This window comes from Syntrophorhabdaceae bacterium (genome assembly GCA_036504895.1).
Classification (GTDB): Bacteria; Desulfobacterota; Syntrophorhabdia; order Syntrophorhabdales; family Syntrophorhabdaceae; genus PNOM01.
This window is the reverse complement of sequence record DASXUJ010000053.1, coordinates 13,559-30,797: the sequence shown is the minus strand read 5'-3', so window position 1 is coordinate 30,797 and position 17,239 is coordinate 13,559. Positions and strand designations below refer to the sequence as shown.

The 17,239-nt window shown below is 55.3% G+C and carries 14 protein-coding genes; 7 read left to right on the top strand and 7 right to left on the bottom strand.

Annotation, left to right across the window (positions count from 1 at the left end):
* The 4 genes from VGJ94_06865 to VGJ94_06850 all read right to left on the bottom strand — a co-directional run.
* On the bottom strand, window positions 1-1,039 hold a 1,039-nt coding region (locus tag VGJ94_06865), incomplete at its 3' end, for a hypothetical protein (protein HEY3276326.1).
* 284 nt (window positions 1,040-1,323) lie between these two features.
* A complete protein-coding gene (locus VGJ94_06860; GenBank protein HEY3276325.1) occupies window positions 1,324-1,707 on the bottom strand; it encodes a hypothetical protein in 384 nt (127 codons plus the stop codon).
* Window positions 1,708-2,200: 493 nt separating this feature from the next.
* Window positions 2,201-3,040, bottom strand: coding sequence for a cyclase family protein (locus VGJ94_06855; GenBank protein ID HEY3276324.1), 840 nt, complete (start codon window positions 3,038-3,040; stop codon window positions 2,201-2,203).
* Window positions 3,041-3,198: 158 nt separating this feature from the next.
* Window positions 3,199-3,612, bottom strand: a complete 414-nt coding sequence (locus VGJ94_06850) for a hypothetical protein (GenBank protein HEY3276323.1) — start codon at window positions 3,610-3,612, stop codon at window positions 3,199-3,201.
* Window positions 3,613-4,081: 469 nt separating this feature from the next.
* On the opposite strand from VGJ94_06850, the gene VGJ94_06845 reads away from it, so the two are divergent.
* Window positions 4,082-4,546 carry a PRC-barrel domain-containing protein gene (locus VGJ94_06845; GenBank protein HEY3276322.1) on the top strand — a complete coding sequence of 155 codons (465 nt, stop codon included), beginning with the start codon at window positions 4,082-4,084 and terminating at the stop codon, window positions 4,544-4,546.
* 205 nt (window positions 4,547-4,751) lie between these two features.
* Here the strand turns inward: VGJ94_06845 and VGJ94_06840 are convergent, their stop codons facing one another.
* Window positions 4,752-7,415, bottom strand: coding sequence for a glycoside hydrolase family 15 protein (locus VGJ94_06840; GenBank protein HEY3276321.1), 2,664 nt, complete (start codon window positions 7,413-7,415; stop codon window positions 4,752-4,754).
* 346 nt (window positions 7,416-7,761) lie between these two features.
* Here VGJ94_06840 and VGJ94_06835 point away from each other — a divergent pair, with 346 nt between their 5' ends.
* Window positions 7,762-8,208 (top strand): hypothetical protein, encoded by a 447-nt coding sequence (locus VGJ94_06835; protein ID HEY3276320.1) that lies wholly within the window; start codon window positions 7,762-7,764, stop codon window positions 8,206-8,208.
* Window positions 8,209-8,583: 375 nt separating this feature from the next.
* Window positions 8,584-8,934, top strand: coding sequence for a hypothetical protein (locus tag VGJ94_06830; GenBank protein ID HEY3276319.1), 351 nt, complete (start codon window positions 8,584-8,586; stop codon window positions 8,932-8,934).
* Window positions 8,935-9,299: 365 nt separating this feature from the next.
* Here VGJ94_06830 and VGJ94_06825 read toward each other — a convergent pair whose 3' ends face one another.
* Complete coding sequence (locus VGJ94_06825) at window positions 9,300-9,449, bottom strand: hypothetical protein (protein HEY3276318.1); 150 nt, start codon at window positions 9,447-9,449, stop codon at window positions 9,300-9,302.
* 197 nt (window positions 9,450-9,646) lie between these two features.
* Here VGJ94_06825 and VGJ94_06820 point away from each other — a divergent pair, with 197 nt between their 5' ends.
* The 4 genes from VGJ94_06820 to VGJ94_06805 all read left to right on the top strand — a co-directional run bounded on the left by VGJ94_06820 (window position 9,647) and on the right by VGJ94_06805 (window position 13,886).
* Complete coding sequence (locus tag VGJ94_06820; protein HEY3276317.1) at window positions 9,647-9,853, top strand: hypothetical protein; 207 nt, start codon at window positions 9,647-9,649, stop codon at window positions 9,851-9,853.
* Between the two features lie 109 nt (window positions 9,854-9,962).
* A complete protein-coding gene (gene ubiG, locus VGJ94_06815) occupies window positions 9,963-10,763 on the top strand; it encodes a bifunctional 2-polyprenyl-6-hydroxyphenol methylase/3-demethylubiquinol 3-O-methyltransferase UbiG (protein HEY3276316.1) in 801 nt (266 codons plus the stop codon).
* A 40-nt stretch (window positions 10,764-10,803) separates the two neighbouring features.
* Window positions 10,804-12,702, top strand: a complete 1,899-nt coding sequence (locus VGJ94_06810) for an FAD-binding oxidoreductase (GenBank protein ID HEY3276315.1) — start codon at window positions 10,804-10,806, stop codon at window positions 12,700-12,702.
* Between the two features lie 8 nt (window positions 12,703-12,710).
* Window positions 12,711-13,886, top strand: a complete 1,176-nt coding sequence (locus VGJ94_06805; protein HEY3276314.1) for an SDR family oxidoreductase — start codon at window positions 12,711-12,713, stop codon at window positions 13,884-13,886.
* 43 nt (window positions 13,887-13,929) lie between these two features.
* Here the strand turns inward: VGJ94_06805 and VGJ94_06800 are convergent, their stop codons facing one another.
* A complete protein-coding gene (locus VGJ94_06800) occupies window positions 13,930-17,046 on the bottom strand; it encodes an SBBP repeat-containing protein (protein HEY3276313.1) in 3,117 nt (1,038 codons plus the stop codon).
* Window positions 17,047-17,239: the final 193 nt, after the last annotated feature.

Genomic DNA, 17,239 nt, shown 5'->3' with positions numbered 1-17,239 from the left:
TGAGCCCCGGCCGCTTCTTCTGAAAATATGGCGTGAAGTATTCGTCGAAATAGTTGAGAAAGCTGAGGTGCACGCACACCAGGAAATAGTCGCCAAGGGGGTCGGTGGAGGTCAGCACCCGGTTCTTCGGCACCACGTAGCCGCCGTTGGTCATGACATCCGAGGCGAAGATCATCCCCGCCAGGTTGATCCGGAAGGCGAGCCCGATGATCCCTCCATCTTCATTGTGGGAAAAAAGGTGAGACCTGTAGACTGCATAGAGGAATTCATCATTGATGCCGACGAAATCGCCCTTTCGGTAAAATTCCGTGAACTTGGCCAACATCCTGTTGAAGAAAACGCCAATTTTCCTCGGTCCCCCTGGAATCTTGTCAAGCAATCCCTCGATCCTGGTCATAGAGCTATAGAGGCTCACGGCCGGATTGACCATAAGGATCTTGCGGAAGTTGAAGCTCTTTCGCTCCTCGTCCAGCTTGGCCACGAAGGCAGCCTGGGTCGCCCCGAGGCTGTAGCCGCCGAGGTAGAAGTCGGACACCTCGATATCCTCCCTCACCTTGTTCCAGACGGTTTCCATTACGTTGTAGATGTCCGCTGCGTCTTCGGCCAGGTCGCCCGGGACATGGCTACGGGAGGCGGAGATAATAAAGTTCGGGTGCGCGGGGGACGGCAGGGTAACGACATGAAAGCCCGCTTTGTAGAGGGCCTTCATTATTGCCACTACGCTCGGCGACCGGTTGCTCGCGCCGGTTCCGGGGATCAGGAAGACCAGCGGCGCCCCTTTATCCTGGTATGCCAGGGTGCAGCGTAGCCCCTCGTCGTAAAAAAAGACATCCGGTTTCTTGAGGTCCGGGATGATGTCAATCACGAGTTGCTTGAGCCGGATACCGGTCAGGACCTCGGGCTTCAGGCCCTCCGCGGTCCCCACAATGGTAGCCTCGTAGGGGTCACGGATCGGATAGCCGTACCCGTCACCGGCCGCCCGGCTGACTGCCGGCAGCAGGACAAGGCAGATAATAATGGCAAGCCCTAATCGTCTCACGCAATAGCCTCCTCTTGCAATGTCGTTGCTGTCCGCCGGGTGTTCCCCATTTTCTTTTTGACGTGTCGCCCCATGCCCATATTCACCGCTGCTCGAGCTTATGCAGGTTTTCATAAAGGGGATTGGAGATAAGCTGGGCCTCCTATCTTCAGTCCCTAGTGGGGCCTATTGTCGATATTGACGAAAGGCCCCGGTTCATCTATAAACTTTTTGACGGGTGGTCTCTCACTGCTACAGGTAAAAAATCCGTGTTCATGTCGCGCCCGTCTTCTATCCGTCATTATTTATTTCTTCATCATCCTCTCGGACTCTCTTTTTTCGCCCATCTTAGCGAACATCATCATCTTCATTCTCTTAAACTGCTCTTCCGTCAACATGGTCCTCATTTCTTTGACGGTTTTCAACATTGCCAGTTGAAAGGCGGTTCTTATTTCCGTAATCCTTCTCACCCCAGAGCCGGCCTTCTCCAGGTCAAAGTCTTTCTTTTCCATGATTTCCATGAGGTCGATCTGTGCAATTTTCAGGTCAGCTTTGAATCGGGCCTGCTTTCTTTGCATTTCCCTATGGAGAGACTTCATCTTCATGATCTGGTCGTCGGTAAGCCCTATATTGCCTGCCTGTTCGATACACATGCCCATCATACCGCCCATATCGCCCATTCTCATCATACGTGCATGTCCCCCCCCGTGTTCCTTCATTGGCGGGTCCATCATCTGTGAAAATGCGGGCGCTGCGAAAACAACTGTCAACAACAATGCAAATAATAATTTTTTCATAATTCTCCTGTTTTGTCTGAAAAGTAAGAACACACTATTACAACCTTGGGACGACGATCTTACCTGCATGCTCCTCAAGCAATGATCGAACTATCTGCGTCAGGGAGATCACTTTCTTTAGCATACAATAGAGGTCCTTACGTGTCTGTCGCGGAATCACCCATTATTCTGTAACGTTTTTTACGGGGATGGCCGGGTCCCATCTTCACCGCGACAGGAAGTCGATGACTGTTCTTCGTCGCCTTTGGCTCACAAAAGAACTGATGTGACCACTAAATCTCGTCCGATTCACCCAAAAGAGAGCGAGGTGGGGATGTGGGCAGAGAGACTACGGGAGAGAAAATTCCCGTGGCCACTTAACCCCATTTAAGAGGCGGCAACCTTTCTATGGGAGAATGGCAAACGCCCGCGCCGGAAAGCCCGAGCCCCCTTTCGGCTTCGGAAAGGTGACCACGATCAGCGCTCCTGCCTCGGGCACTTCGTCCAGATTTGCCAGGAGCTCGATCTGATAGCGGTTTTGTTTCAGTATGTATGTCTCCAGGGAGTAATCGCCCCTGCTCGTGCTCCGACCGGGATCGGTATCCGTCGTCTCGTGGCCCGACGCGGTGATCTTCCTCGTCTCGTACAGATATTTCAGGACATCGAGGCTCCACCCCGGATAATGGGCGATGCCCAAGTCATCTGCATTCATCATTCGCGCCATATTCGGCCAGCGCCTGGACCAGTCGCTCCGCATGGCCACGAAAGACCCGATGGGTATCTGTCCGTGCCGTTTCTCCCAATTTCGTATATCATCCATACTAATGGTGTAATCAGGGTCTGCAGCCACCTTCTCATGAACGTCGACGACCACGAGGGGGAGGATCATCTCTTTCACATCTATCTGGTCAACGGTTCTCAACCCCTTTACAAAATGAGCCGGGGGATCGACGTGGGTACCCCATTGGCCTACGTGGCTGTAACGTTCTGCGTAGAATCCCTGTCCAAGCTTGCCGACCCCCGGTTCATACCAGTAGAGCGTCTCTCTTTGCTCATCAGGAAAGCCTTTCCAACGGGGAATGCCCGGCCCAAAGGCGTGAGTGAGATCGACAAATTGCTTTGCCTTGATGACTTCCCAGGCATCTTTGAGTGTGAACCGGTCCTCTGCCCCCGGCGCCCCCTGAGCAGCCAGGATAAAAATGAGGATAGAGAAGATGCAAGCCAGCGCCGTTCGTGTTCGGATCATGGGTCACTCCGGAATCTGTTTTGATGTAATGGCCGATACATACAAGGTGGGGATGTTGCAGCCTGCAACAGGAAGGGTCGGGGGGACGCAGGAATGCAGCCGCCCCCTTCCAACCCTGAAACTGTTCTATTTCTCCTGTCTGTCTTGGCGCAGGACAATCAGTGGGCGGCCATGGCGTCGATAAGCCGGCAATCTGCCGCCTGACAGCCTATAGACGGTCCGCTCTTACTGATAGGGTCATACCAGATTGTCAGGGTCTTGCCGTTCTGTATCGCAAAATTTATCAGACTGAGGAACCTGTCGGCGTTGGCAGAGTCACTTGTCCTGTAGGCAAACCAGAATACTGTGGGAGCCGCTGCCGGAGCACTTGAGCATCTGACGTGAATACGGTTACCGTCATGTGCCTTTGTAAAGACCCCGGCTTCAGTGGGGGTGCATGCATGCGTCTCATCCGCAATAGCAGGGCCGACCGCAAAAGGAGCCAGCGCAATACACGCAATGACGGCCAATCCCGACACTGCTCCGCATAATGCTTCGAGAAGCTTTTTGCTCCGCTCTGTTCTTCTGATCATGTCCTCTCCATAATAAGATAAAGTATTTTAATAATGTTAAGGCAATAGTAGCAGCATTAAATTAAAATTGCCAATAAAATAGACGGTTCGCACTTCCTTAAGCCAAATGGTGCTTGAGCCTGTTTGGATTCTTTCTCTGAGCACTTGTTACTTTTACTCGTCTATCAGTCATCACAGAGTGAGAAAAGGTTTCGTCGAGGATCGTCTGTGATCGACGTTCTTCTTGTCGTATCGATTCCCTCAACAGAGTCAGGGTGACTTAGGTCAGTCTCAAATAAGCCGATCCACCGATCTTGCTAAATGTAGGCGAAATGGTTGTTTTCCGGGATAAGGCGCGCTCCTGTTCTATCGGTCTTCCCCTCTCGATGCCGGGCCGCCGGACAGGCCTTATGATGATTAAATTCAATAAGAAATGCGCCGAAAGCATATGGCCGGATCGAAACGGTCAATCTAATTAAGGAGGTCTCAAATGATGAAAAGGAGAGAAGGATTTGTGGCAATGGTGCTTTGCGTAGCCCTTGTGGCATTCGCTTTTGGCTGTTCCCAGGAAGCACCGAAGCAGGAGGCCCCGAAACCCGCGCCGGCCGCGGGGCCGGCCCCGGCTTCGCCACCCCTTGCAGGAGGGGTGCCGCTGGGCGTCTCGACCTCGCAACTTGAGTTGATCGTCAACGGATGGAGCGCGTCGAAACAGATTTTGGGCAAAGACGTATACAACGAACAGGGTGAAAAGGTCGGTAAGGTGGACGACCTTCTGATTGCTCCGAACAACGCGGTCTCTTATGCCATCGTCAGTGCGGGCGGCTTTCTGGGGGTGGACAAAAATGATGTGGCCATACCCATGAATCAGTTAAAAATAGCCGACGGCAAGATTACCCTTCCCGGCGCGACCAAGGATGCCCTCAAGGCGATGCCCAAATTCGAATATGCCAAGTAATGGGTGAGTTGTCGGCAAAGGGCACTTAAGAAACGGGGCGCCTCCGCGGAGAGCGCCCCGGCCTTCAGTAACGTCCCACACACAAGGGAGTGGGGGGATTCCCTCCTGGCTTTACCCGTCTCAAGTAGTCTGCGGTTCCCGCAAAAGGGGACGCCTATTTAGAATCTGCACTCCATGCTCCCCTGCGACTGTGCGCGGACAAATCTCAATATCTGTTGAGCCTCCAATCGTATTTCTGATAATCGATCCTGAGAGCTTCAGCGTTCTTTTCGATAAACTTCCTATCGTCCTTATCATACAAATAACCCGCGATAAACCTGAGCCTCTCTGCCGGGCTTCTCCCGAAGTCGTGTGCATACCACCTGAAGATACGCGACAGGACCACTCGATTGCGTTCACGGTCGATCACTATTCCACCCGCGTTAAGGAAGGTCCGGCCGGAGATATCCAGCTCTTCTTCCAGGTCCTCTGCGGTGTAGACATCGATGGGAGGGCATGATGAGGAGGCGCAGACCAGGACGAAGTGCACCCTCGGCTCAAGCGGCTCGATCGTGTGAGCCCGGCGCGGATCGTCTTTGCCGAAGACCTGGGAGAGCGCGAAAGGGGGCCGGCGATTGGCGCGAAGAATGCCGTGTTCGATGTCATAGGGGGTGAAGAGTTCCCCATCTATCCGGAAACAGACACGCCCGAAAAAGTTCCGCACCTCCCTCACCGAGTCGCGGATGCCCAGTTCTACGACGGCGTGGATTACAATGACGTTATACAGGTTTATCCAGAACGCAAGTTTCTCATTCCTCGTCTTCAGGTCATGAAGGTCCATCTCCTTCAAGCCATAGCTCAACTCCAGGTATTCCTTGTACACCTCGGACGTTTTCATCCTCTCGTAGGCGACCCTGCTCAGCGCCGTATCAAAGAAGGCGCCTCTTAAGATGTTCATGGTATTTTTGAGACGGGATGCGATCTCCCGCGAGGGAAGGGTTCCCCCCGGTGGGCCATCGTTCAATATGATTCCGGAGAAGCCCATTCGCTCGATGAAGGAAAGCCTTTCCGGCTCCTGCTCTCCTTTTCCGGCCTCGCCCCTCGCTTCAATGAGCCTCATTACGCTGTTAATATAGCCGATATGGGTGAATGCCTGGGGAAAGTTTCCGAGGGCCTCTTGCCACCGGACGTCATACATCTCGGAAAAGAGACCGAGGTGGTTTGCCGTGTATTCAAGCCTGCGCAGGAGGAATTCCGCATCGTCAAGCCGGCCCAGGCCGATCAGGCAGTCCACGAGCCAGAAAGAACAGAGCATGAACGTGCCCTCCCGGCCGGGCAGCCCGTCCTCGGTCAGGTAGCGGTAAAGGAATTCATCGTGGCCCAATTCCCTTTCAATGGCCTCCACAGTGGAAATGACCCGATGATCGTCGAAGGACAGGAATCCAAAGACAGGAATAAGAAGACTGCTCGCGTCGAGGGCGACCGTATCATAATGCTGGACGAAGGAATTCTTTTCCCTGCTCCATCCTTTTGCCAGGACATCCTCCTTGATGGCTGTCCGCGTCTTTTCCCAGGTTTTCAGATCCGCCGGGAAACCATACCGCCGGGCAATGGTAATGCCCCGATCGAGGGCAACCCAGCAGAGGACCTTGGAGTAGACGAAGTGGCGGGGCTCTGCCCGCACTTCCCAGATCCCGCTGTCCGGCTCATGCCAGTGGCAGACTACGTAGTCGCATATTTCTCCGAGCACAGGCCACATCCTGAAGTCGATTTTCCCCACGTAGCCGGAGAGCTTGAGGGCTGCGTCCATGATCTCTCCGTATATATCGAGCTGCTTTTGCTTTGCCGCGGCATTTCCGACCCGCACGGGACGGGAGGCCTTGTAGCCTTCGAGATGGGGGAGCTCATATTCGACGAGCTTCTCTTCGCCTCTTAAGCCATACATTGTCTGCATCCCTTCCGCTCCGCGCCCAATGAGGAGCTTTTCCACCCACCGGAGGTAGCCTTCGGTCTCCGAAAGATGACCGAGGCTGAAGAGGGCCTCCAGGGTGAAGGTCGTATCGCGCACCCAGGTATACCGGTAGTCCCAGTTCCGAATACCCCCCACTTCCTCCGGGAGGCTTGTGGTCGCGGCCGCCGCGATCGTGCCTGTCTCTTCAAACTGAAGCAGCTTGAGGACAAGGGCCGAACGGTCCACCATGGCCTGATAGTGGCCCAGGCGCACGGCCTGTCCGGTCTCCCGCGATCTTAGCCACCCGCGCCAGAATTCCTCAGTGGCTCTCAGGACCTCCCCCATCGTCTCATCGTGGCAGATGAAGGCCCCCTCTGTATTGTATTTCAGCCTGAACCACAGGACATGCCCGGCTTCAAGGGCCCATCGGGCAGTGTGGCTGTCGTCGCCCCCGGGGATATCCTCGGAGACGGCAAGGGTCATGGTCTCACCACCCCCTCGAGCTACCAGCATTCTCCCGTTGCGCTCGACCGTGGTGGCCGATCGGGCGTAGTCAAACCGGGGCTCGAAGACCATGCCCACCTCCACTGTGCCGGCAGTGACCGTCAGCCTGCGGCAAAGCTCGTGGTCGCCCGCTTCTTCCCCATTTCCAGAATTACTTTGGATAGGCATAAAGTCGACCAGCTCCATCTCGCCCGTGGTGGTCCTGAACCTGGTTTTGAGGATGTTTGTTTCGGGCAGGTATTCGGATGCGGAATCCCAGGCCCCCACAGGCGTGAGCGCAAATCTTCCGCCTTTTTCATGGTCAAGAAGCGCGGCAAAGACACTCGGCGAATCAAGATAAGGGAGGCAAAGCCAGTCGATGGAGCCCTCCGGCCCGATGAGCGCCACGGCGCGGAGGTTGCCTATGATCCCGTAATCGCTTATTTTTTTGTACATGTCCGTGTCGTGCCCTGTAAGCTCGGGTGAATCACGCGACGATCCCGGAATGCCATTGAAAACCGACTCCCCTTCGCGTTCTTCTCGTTATGCAATCCTAATATATCCCGCTCGGTCCTTAGTCAAGATCCCCTCCGGCGCCTCCTGCGGTTGACCGGTTATGCCCCATTGCGAAGAAGTGCCTCCATGTGTGCCATGGGCCTGTGACTTCACGAAAAATCTGAATTGATCTATCTCTCTGAAAAGCTATACTATTATCTTCGGATCAAAGAGTGCCCGTGTAGGAACGAAGAGATCGAGTATCTTCACGAGTTCCTCTCAACACCCTGCCGGGGAAGGAGGACCCATGACGGAATCGAAGTATGGCAAGTACATTGTGACGGACCTTAAGTCTCCGAACCCCCCGGAATTCGAAGCCGAATACGCGAAATGGGCGAAACGGATACTGTGGATGGATAATAACGTGGTCGACGGGGCGTCCCAGATGAATTGCGCGTGGTATTTGAGACCGCCCGTACCGCCGCCGGCGTGGATGAAAGACAGCCACGCTCATGATGCCGATGAGATCCTCGGGTTCTTCGGCAGCAATCCGGACGACCCCTATGATCTGGGCGCCGAGCTGGAGCTCCGGCTGGAAGATGAACAACATACAATTACGAGAAGCTGTCTGATTTTTGTCCCGGGCGGCATGAGACATTGTCCGCTGATCATAAAACGCGTGGACAGGCCGATCTTTCATCTCTCGACCGTCACGATCGGCCGATACCGGCTACTCGAAGAAGGCGAAAAATAGCACCTCCCGGAAGGGCTGAACCAAGATTGATCGAAACCGGCGGGGAGAACCGACGGAGATAAAGAATCGGTCCGGCCCGCACATGGAGGTCTCAAGACACATCGGTTATCCCTTCTGCTTGTCCTTTCGCTGTTATCTCTTGCATGGGCTGTTCCTCTGTCGAGCGGTTCATGAATGCATATTGCGCTTCCAACCATATATGAAAAGAACCAAAGAAGAGGGAGAAATGACCTTGGCGATGCAGGAGTGCTAAATTTTTCGTATTGTGGTATCATATATTCCTGCTTTACAAAACATTAAAAGCCCGATAATAACTCTACCGACAAAGCAATTTTCTCACTCTATTTAAATTATTGGCAAAAGGAGAAGTATCTCATGAAGATAAAAGATCTATTGCGTGCGCAGGAAGACGGTTTGAAGCTCAAAAGGGAATCAACATTCGGCAACTTTACGGAAAGAACGCTGGGACAGAGCACTCCATGCACAATTTACGTCCTGAAAACACAGTGGACCGCTTTTAAGGCAAAATTCGGAAAAGAACCGGGGAACGATTCACCTCTCATTTTCGACCCCGATAGCAACATTCCTAAATTCTACGAGAGCGACAAGCTGCTGCGCGTGCTTTCTCAGGAGATAAGGGAACTGGGCCTGGATGAAGAGAAAACATTGTCTGCCCTGAAGTTCTTCCCCGGTAAACCGGAGAGAGTCGAGGACAAAGCTGCATGATTCAATTTTCATAAGAAACAAGAAAGATTCCGATATAATTCGACAATCAATAAGCCGGAGGAATCCTATGTTAAAAAAATGTAGTGTCATACCAGGCATTATCCTCTTCACCGCATCCCTATTTCCCTTAAATGCCCCCGCAATAGACCGGACCCCCGACACCGCCTACGCGCAGAGTTGGACAACGGCCAAGGAAGGTTCCAAAAATAGTCAGGGAAAACGGACTTCCCACAAGAAACCAAAATCGACTAAAAGAAAGGCCTGAAGAGGTATCTTCGGGTGATGGGACATCACCAAAGAAAGGCATAGAAGCATGAAATCATAATTACCACGACAGATCGAAGGAGATTCATATAGTTCTTTGACTACGGCTTTTCATCTGCGGGACGGCGATCGTCGGTATCGTATCTCTCGATTGTCGTTTCCTTGCTTTCTTTACTCGTGTAGCTGAAACACCCCGATAGGGATGCACATGTGACGATTATCGCGGCGGCCAGGAATAATATTCTTTTCATCACTCCTCCTTCGAGTTATATCAACATTCCCGTTTCTTTCCGACAATTCGAACTATAAACACCCTCGGGAAGAACGTCAAGATTAGGGATACAAGCCGCTCGCAATCTCCTCAAGCGTTCCTACCCTCGGCTATTTCCTTGCCGGGCAATGCAGCGAAGGCAGGGAAGTATGGGAAAACTATTTTTCCGCTTCCCGATTGATTCGCTATTTCGACAGGTCCCTTGACCTGCTCGAACAACTCGAGCACGATACTCCCGAGAACATCGCGGTCATAAGGCCCGAAACCTGGCCTCCTCAGGGACGGATCACCCGCGACAGGGGAAAAATCCTCAGCACCATACAGATGGGCTACGATAAGGTCATGAATAACAGAGACCATATCATGCGGGTACTCGCGTCATAGAGTCGTGCTCCCTGGCCTCCGTTGCAAGAGTCGGCGTGGGGCCGTATATTTGGTATGGTCGGCAGATAGTTGAGAGCGCAAAGACAGGGTCGTGCAAAAACGGGAGCCCATGGAGAAGACAACACAGCCCGCCTTACACCTTATTGATAATGCCTTCTACAACACGGAGAGCGAACAGTGGTGGGAGCCCGGTTCGGCGCTTTACCTGATGAAGACGTGCGTGAACCCGGTCAGGGTGGGGTATGGGAAGAGAAAACTGCTGGAGCTGGGGGTAAATCCTGCAGGAAAATTGGCCCTCGAAGTGGGCTGCGGCGGCGGCGTGCTGTGTGAAGAGATAGGGCGCATGGGCTTTTCCTCCGTGGGGATCGATTTATCAGTGCCTTCTTTGCGGGTGGCATTGAATCATTCCCGGGCAGAAGGGATGGATATAGGGTACGCGGGGGGAAGGGCCGAGTCTCTCCCCTGCCGGGATAATGCCTTCGACGTGGTCTTTTGCTGCGATGTATTGGAACACGTGGCGAGCGTCGGGCGGGTAATTTCAGAGATTAGCCGCGTGCTCCGGCCCGGAGGCGTCTTCTTCTATGACACCTTGAACCGCACCCTCTTCTCGAAACTGGTTGCCATCAAGATATCCCAGGAATGGAAGCGATGGTCCTTTATGCCCGACCGTCTCCATGTGTGGACGATGTTCGTAAGGCCTGAGGAATTGAAACTTCTTCTCGCCGAACATAGAATTGAATGGAAGGAACATCGGGGAATAGTGCCGGGTCAATCGATCCCCAGTTTGCTCCGTACCCTTCGAAAGAGGGTGAAGGGCCAATTGTCCTATAGAGACCTGGGCGCCCGGTTGTCTTTGGTCGAGAGCGACAGCATGAAGATCATGTATATGGGCTATGGGATAAAGAAATAGCACGGTCGAAGCGTTGACACGCGGGAGAGGGGGCAAAAACTTGGACAAAAAAGAGGGAGTCGGGAGGGGGATTTCCAATGATGATCCATTAGAGACGGCCCGCAATTGCAGGCACTATGCCATGTGCAAGATTGATTTCCTGGGCAGCGGGGTGTGCGCCTCGGGCCTCGTGAGGCACTACGCGGGCTTCTTTCCCCAGGGCAGGATGGCGCTCTACGCGGCGCTGGCGGCAAAGAAGATCCCCGTTACGGAGCAATGCATCGAGATCGCGAAGACCTGCAACCTCTGCGGCAAGTGTGACTATCAGTGCTACTACGTCACCGGCCTTCGGCCCACGAAGGTCATGAAGGCCCTCAAATCCTTCATCGACGCCCATATCGCGGCAGGAGGAGTGATTGAAAGGCCACGGGAAGATCCGCTGCTTTCAGAGATGAGGAGTATTGTCGGTGGTGATTGGGCAACGGCCGATCCGGGTATCGCAATCGCCTACTCCTCCGATCCCTGCCCCCTTGCCTTCCCCAAGTTGCCCGCCTATGTGGTCATGCCTGAGACGGCGGACGAAGTATCGGCCCTGATGAAACTCTTCAGCGCCCACGGGACCCCATGGGTCGTAAGGGGGAACGGCACCAATATCCTGGGTTTCGCCCTTACCGAAGGCGTGGTCATCGATCTCAACCGGATGAAGACAATCGCCTTCGATGAGAAGAACTGGTCTGTCTTCGTCGGTCCCGGGGTCACGGCTTTCGAGCTTCAGCAAGAGGCCGTGAAACGGGGATTCCGGGTGAATGTGGCGGAGCCGGCCGCCGCGGTCTGCGCGAGCATCATGACCTCGGGAATTCTGTCGCTCTTCAGTGCATACTGCGGGACGTGCGCGAGCAGCGTGATCGATGCCGGGTTCGTCTCCAGGGAGGGGACCCAATACTCACTCAACGACAAAAACGCCCCCAATCTGTTCGCCTTCACCATGGCGGATATGGAGAGCCAGGGAGTCTGCACGGGGGCCGTGGTGAAGCTCCATCCCATGACCGACGATGAGGCCGGGGTCCTCGTGCCCTTCGAGTCCCTCGAAAGGGCGGTCGCCTTTACAAAGGAATGCGCGGTCCACCGCATCGGCCTTGCCATCGGGATACTCGGTCTCGAGTATGTTTCCTTATTCATGGCCCCTACCCAGCCAATGGCCGCCGAGATCAAAGAGGTCTTCGGAGGCACCCTGGGCATTACCCACCTGGTCCTGGTGATCGGCGACGCCTACGCCCTGCGGAACATCCGCGACATGGGCTATCCCCTTATCGACCAGCGCCTCTTCACGATCCTGAGCCTCGGCCTGCCCTCCCTTAAGTCCGCCCAATGGCTGGACCTCGTTGCGGAGCTTTCCGAAGATGAGCCCTTCTCGTACCTCAGGATCGAAGGATTCGCCGACCTGGCGGAGGCAGCCCTCACCCCTTCGGCCGCGCAGCTCGCCCGGGACCTCGATCCCGATCTCAGGCCCTTCTATGAGGAGCTTTATGCCCGTCCCGAGATGACAAATTTGGTAAGCCTCAATATGTTCAGGATCGTGAGCTCCCGGGTCGGCCGGGAGAAACATTTCTTTCCCATCCTCTTCTACCTGCCCCTCGACTATGATCTGATCGACGAGATGGCAGGCCATTTCAAAGAGATCGCCGACCGCTACGGCATCAAGAACGCCTTTGGCTTTATCACGCCCGTCGACAGCGGCAAAAGGTGTATCTTCGAATACGATTATTTCGTCGACCAGAACGATGAGGGAGAACGGGCGCGGGCGCAGAAGGCGGCCCCCGAGGTGGGGGCCGTGCTCGAAGACTACTCCGCCCGGACCGGCACGATAAGGTGGATCAGATACCTGTTGTATCAGGGGTATTGCAGGATGGAGAACTTCCTTTACGCAGGGACGGACCCATTCCGTTTCCCGGGAGCATAAGGCCTCACATGAGCGGGACTGTCGCGCTGACCGGGGCCACGGGGTTTCTTGGCAGTCATTTAATGGCTGCGTTGCTTGAAAGGGGCGAGAGGCTCATCATTCTCGGGCGGCCGTCGGAGGAGGGAAGGCTTATCGACAGGATCGGCAATATCCTCGCCTGGTTCGGCCTTCACGATCGCGATGGTCAGATTCGCACCCTGGAAGTGGACCTTCCGAAGCCCCTCCTCGGCCTTCCCGCGCCCGAGTATCGTCGGCTGTGCACCGGAATCGAGCGGATCATTCACTGCGCCTCCGACACCCGATTTTCTGAAAGCCGCCGCAAGGAATCATATGAGGCAAATGTCCGCGGCCTCGACGCCATGATCGGCCTTGCACGGGACTCGGGCTCGGCATACTTCCATTATGTCTCCACCGCGTATGTGAACGGGGCCTGCACTGCAGATTGCCCTGAAGCGCTCGTTGCGCGGACCGATTTCGCGAACGTCTATGAAGAGACGAAGGCCATGGCCGAAGAGAAGGTGGCCCGACAATTGGGGGAGCTCGCCATCCCCTTCACCATTATCCGCCCGTCCATCGTCTACGGCGATTCGCGAAGCGGCCGGGCCAACCGCTTCAATGCCCTCTACTACAATGTGAAATCCCTCTATTACATCAGGGAGATCTACCTGAGGGAGATCCGGGAGTACGGAGGGAAGAAGGCCCGTGAAAGCGGCATCCATCTCGATGAACACGGGATTCTCCACGTGCCGCTCCGCATATTTCTCGAAGGCCCCGGTTACGTCAACCTCATCCCCATCGACTATTTCGTCTCTGTTGCCTTGTCCATACTCGATCATCCGGACAGCGGCGCCGTCTACCACGTTACCAGCGATGCGCCGAAGACCACGGAGGGCCTGGCATCCTATTGCGAGCTCTTCCTCAAGATGAAGGGGATCGGAATCGAGTATGGAACACCGCCTTACGGTCCTTTTCAGAACCCGGCTGAGGCGCTTTTCAACAGGTTCGTCGAACCTTACCGCCCTTATCTCTCCGATACGAGGACCTTTGAGAGGAATAACACGGCCGCGGCGACGCCGGGGCTCGTCCCCCCCGAATTCACCTATCCCGTGTTCGAAAGATGCATGAATTACGCCCTGTGCGTCAACTGGGGAAACCGGAAAAGGCCTGAGACCGACGCCGCATGAACCATCTGCCGCAGGTGGGGCACATGATTCGTATGGAGAGGATCTATCTTCTCTGGGTGACCGTAAAGACCCTCTTCTTTGCGGGTGTCGCATCGAGAGACACGGTAATCTTCCCGACCCTCTGCCGGTGTGTGATATTCTCCTGGACCTGATACGTGACCGGGCCGGTATTGCCGGCGCTCCCCGAAACGATGCTGAGCCATTCGCCGCCCAAGCTTACCACTCCGGTCCATTCACAGCCCGGAAGAGTGTTCACGGAGAATGAGTCGGACTGGGCCGCCGAGGTGGCGGGCCTGCCTGCCGGGAATATGGCGATGGTGCAGGGAGTCCCTGCCTGGGTGACGGGGAAGGAAGTCCCCCCTATGGTCACCGTCCCGTTTCTGGTGGTTATTACCGTGTTCTTCGGCACCGTGATTCTCACTGTACCCTTGTTATTCTTGAATGACACGAGCCTCGTGGTGATCCATGGATCGGAGGCGGTAATCTCAGGCGTGCTGCAGCCCGGGGCCCCGGCGGCGGTGACGCGGACACCCACACCCGCCGCATTGAAGGGGAAAGTCTTGCTCACGGGGAGAAGGGCATAGGCACACAGATTGGTATTGACAAAGGTGGCATCCACGGCCCTATCCGCTTTCATGGTGAGCTGGCAGGTGACGCCGACAACTTTGTCGCACCCGGTCCAGCCGGTAAAGGTGCTGCCTGTATTCGGCGTGGCGGTGAGAGTGACGGCGGTGCCGTAATTATAAATCCCGGTACAGGTAGGGCCCACACAGGTCAGCCCTTTTGCGGTGACCGTCCCGCTCGCGGGGTCGCTATTGGTTACGGTCAAAGTCTCGGGGATAATGGTAAACATGGCGACTACGCTTTGCGCGGCAGTCATGGAAACCGTGCACGTGCCGATCCCCGTGCAGGCCCCGTTCCAGCCGGTAAAAGTCGAGCCTGCGGCGGGAGTTGCCGTGAGGGTCACCGAGGTGCCCTGAACGAAATTGGCGGAGCAGGTAGGCCCGCAGTTAATGCCTGAAGGAACGCTTGTCACGGAACCCGTGCCCTTGCCAATAGCCTGTTTTGTGACGGAGAGGGTAAAGCCGCCCAGGAAACCGCTGAACTTCAGAAGGAAGGCGTCGGAGCCCCCGGCGTTTGACGCCCGAAATGGTTTCAAAGTGGGAAAGTCTATGGAAAAGGTCTGACCCGCCACATAGGCATTCCCCGAGGAATCGAGGGCGAGGGCGTTGGCCATGTCGTTATTGCTCCCCCCGAAGTGGGTGGAATAGACGAGGGTAGCGCCCGAAGAGCCCAACTTGGAGAGGAAGGCGTCGGAGCCCCCGTGGATTGTTGCCTGGAATGGATTCACAATGGGAAAGTTCGTGGAGAACGTCCCACCCGCCACGAGCACATTACCCGATGAATCGAGGGCTATGGCCTGGGCCAGGTCGTTGCTGCTTCCCCCCAAATACGTGGAATAGACGAGAGCGGCGCCCGTGGGATCGAGCTTGGCGATAAAGGCGTCGGAGCCCCCGGCGATTGCCGGCTGGAATGGATTCAGGGTCGGAAAATTGGTGGAGAAAGTCTCTCCTGCGACATATATATTGTTTGAGGAGTCAAGGGCGATGGAGTTGGCGAAATCATTCGAAATGCCCCCCAAATAGGTTGAGTAGAGGAGGGTGGCGCCCGTGGGGCCGATCTTGGCGATAAAGCCGTCGGTTAACCCGCCGTTTGCCGCCTGGAAAGGGTTTACCGTAGGAAAGTTGAGGGAAAAGGTCTCTCCCGCCACGTAGAGATTATTCAAGGAGTCGAGGGCAATGGCATTGGCGATGTCGCCGTTGCTCCCTCCCAGGTAGGTCGAATAGACAAGGGAAAGGACGCTGCCTGTGAAGTTGAGTTTGGCGATAAACGCGTCGTTGCCCCCGGCGTTTGCCGACTGAAAGGCGTTGCTGCTGGTGGGAAAGTTACTGGAAAGGGTCTGGCCGGCCACGTAAATATTATTCGATGAGTCGAGATCGATGGCAAGGGCGGCGTCATTCAAAATCCCCCCCAGGTAGGTCGAAAAGACGAGGGCATTGCCCTGGGGAGCTATCTTGGCGATAAAAGCGTCGGTGCCCCCGGCGTTCAACGTTTGGAGAGGGTTCCTGATAGGGAAGTTGGTGGAAAGGGTCTGCCCCGCCACATAGGCGTTGCCCGAGGGATCAATGGCGATGGCGAAGGCGAAATCATCCGAGGAACCTCCCAGGTAAGTGGAGTAAATGAGGGCGGTGCCGGCGGGATTGATCTTGCTCACAAAGGCATCGCCCGCGGTGATGCCGCCGCCGAAGCTCGACTGGAATGCGCTGACGGTAGGAAAATTTATAGAAAGCGTGGAGCCGGCCACATAGACATTCCCTGCAGAATCGACGGCGATGGCGTAGGCCGTGTCGTTGCTGCTCCCTCCCAGGTAGGTGGAGTAGACGAGGGCAGGATCGATCACCAGGGGCCGCTCCTTATCATAGGCGCCGATCTCGAACCCGTAAGTGGCGCCATCGAGGAGCACGAACTTGCCCGGCACCTCGGTCTTTTTCCCCGCTGCAATCTGGTAGGCTACAGGCTTCCTCTGAAAAATGGAACCCCCTTTCAGGCGGATCTCGAGCTCGCCCCCGGAGGTGAGGGAAAGCTTCTCAATCCCTTTATAGGAGAGACGCACCTGAGAAGGGTCGCCATGGGGAGCGACGATGATGTCATATTCAAGCTCCGAATTGGAGCCGTAAAACTTGATATCGATGCCGGGATAGACGCCCTTGTAGAGGACCGCGCCATAAGTGGGCACGTCGGTCTTCCAGTTCTGCGGGTCCGAGCCGATAAGGTAATTGACCTTGCCTTCCCTCTTATCGAGGGCTTCGACGGTAAAGGAGGAGGCATCGAGGGGCGTAAGGGTGACGAGATCGTGGGGCCCCGTCTTCCCTGGTTTCCCCAGCCATAAGGAGACGCCCGTGCGGGTAAATGCCGTGGCATGGCCGCCACCCTGTTCATAAAAGAGGATGGCCGGATCCTTTTGTCCATCATTTTCAATAAAAGAGAGGGGAAGCCTGGAAAGGGAAACAGAGTTTTGGGCTATGCCGGCAACGGCGATGCCTGTACAAAGAAGAACAGAAACAACGACGAAGAAAGTCACTCTGGCATTACGCATCATGTCGTCCCCGTGTGTAGGATAAGTTATTTTCCGGAAATTATATCACAGATCGTCGGCGGCGCATAATATCCGGCAAGGAGAAGACCGTTTTTGCTAGTGATAGTGGCCATCGGTGGGAGTTTAAAGGCTGAATTAGGCACGGATAAAGGAGACAAGGCAGCTACGATAAGTCAAAGGCTTAATTAGCCGCAGA

Excerpts from the sequence above, each read along its gene's own strand:
- VGJ94_06800 (HEY3276313.1), bottom strand. The coding sequence starts at position 17,046 with ATGATGCGTAATGCCAGAGTGACTTTCTTCGTCGTTGTTTCTGTTCTT.
- VGJ94_06850 (HEY3276323.1), bottom strand. The coding sequence starts at position 3,612 with ATGATCAGAAGAACAGAGCGGAGCAAAAAGCTTCTCGAAGCATTATGC.
- ubiG (HEY3276316.1), top strand. The coding sequence starts at position 9,963 with ATGGAGAAGACAACACAGCCCGCCTTACACCTTATTGATAATGCCTTC.
- VGJ94_06860 (HEY3276325.1), bottom strand. The coding sequence starts at position 1,707 with ATGATGAGAATGGGCGATATGGGCGGTATGATGGGCATGTGTATCGAA.
- VGJ94_06825 (HEY3276318.1), bottom strand. The coding sequence starts at position 9,449 with ATGAAAAGAATATTATTCCTGGCCGCCGCGATAATCGTCACATGTGCA.
- VGJ94_06845 (HEY3276322.1), top strand. The coding sequence starts at position 4,082 with ATGATGAAAAGGAGAGAAGGATTTGTGGCAATGGTGCTTTGCGTAGCC.
- VGJ94_06805 (HEY3276314.1), top strand. The coding sequence starts at position 12,711 with ATGAGCGGGACTGTCGCGCTGACCGGGGCCACGGGGTTTCTTGGCAGT.
- VGJ94_06835 (HEY3276320.1), top strand. The coding sequence starts at position 7,762 with ATGACGGAATCGAAGTATGGCAAGTACATTGTGACGGACCTTAAGTCT.
- VGJ94_06855 (HEY3276324.1), bottom strand. The coding sequence starts at position 3,040 with ATGATCCGAACACGAACGGCGCTGGCTTGCATCTTCTCTATCCTCATT.
- VGJ94_06840 (HEY3276321.1), bottom strand. The coding sequence starts at position 7,415 with ATGTACAAAAAAATAAGCGATTACGGGATCATAGGCAACCTCCGCGCC.
- VGJ94_06830 (HEY3276319.1), top strand. The coding sequence starts at position 8,584 with ATGAAGATAAAAGATCTATTGCGTGCGCAGGAAGACGGTTTGAAGCTC.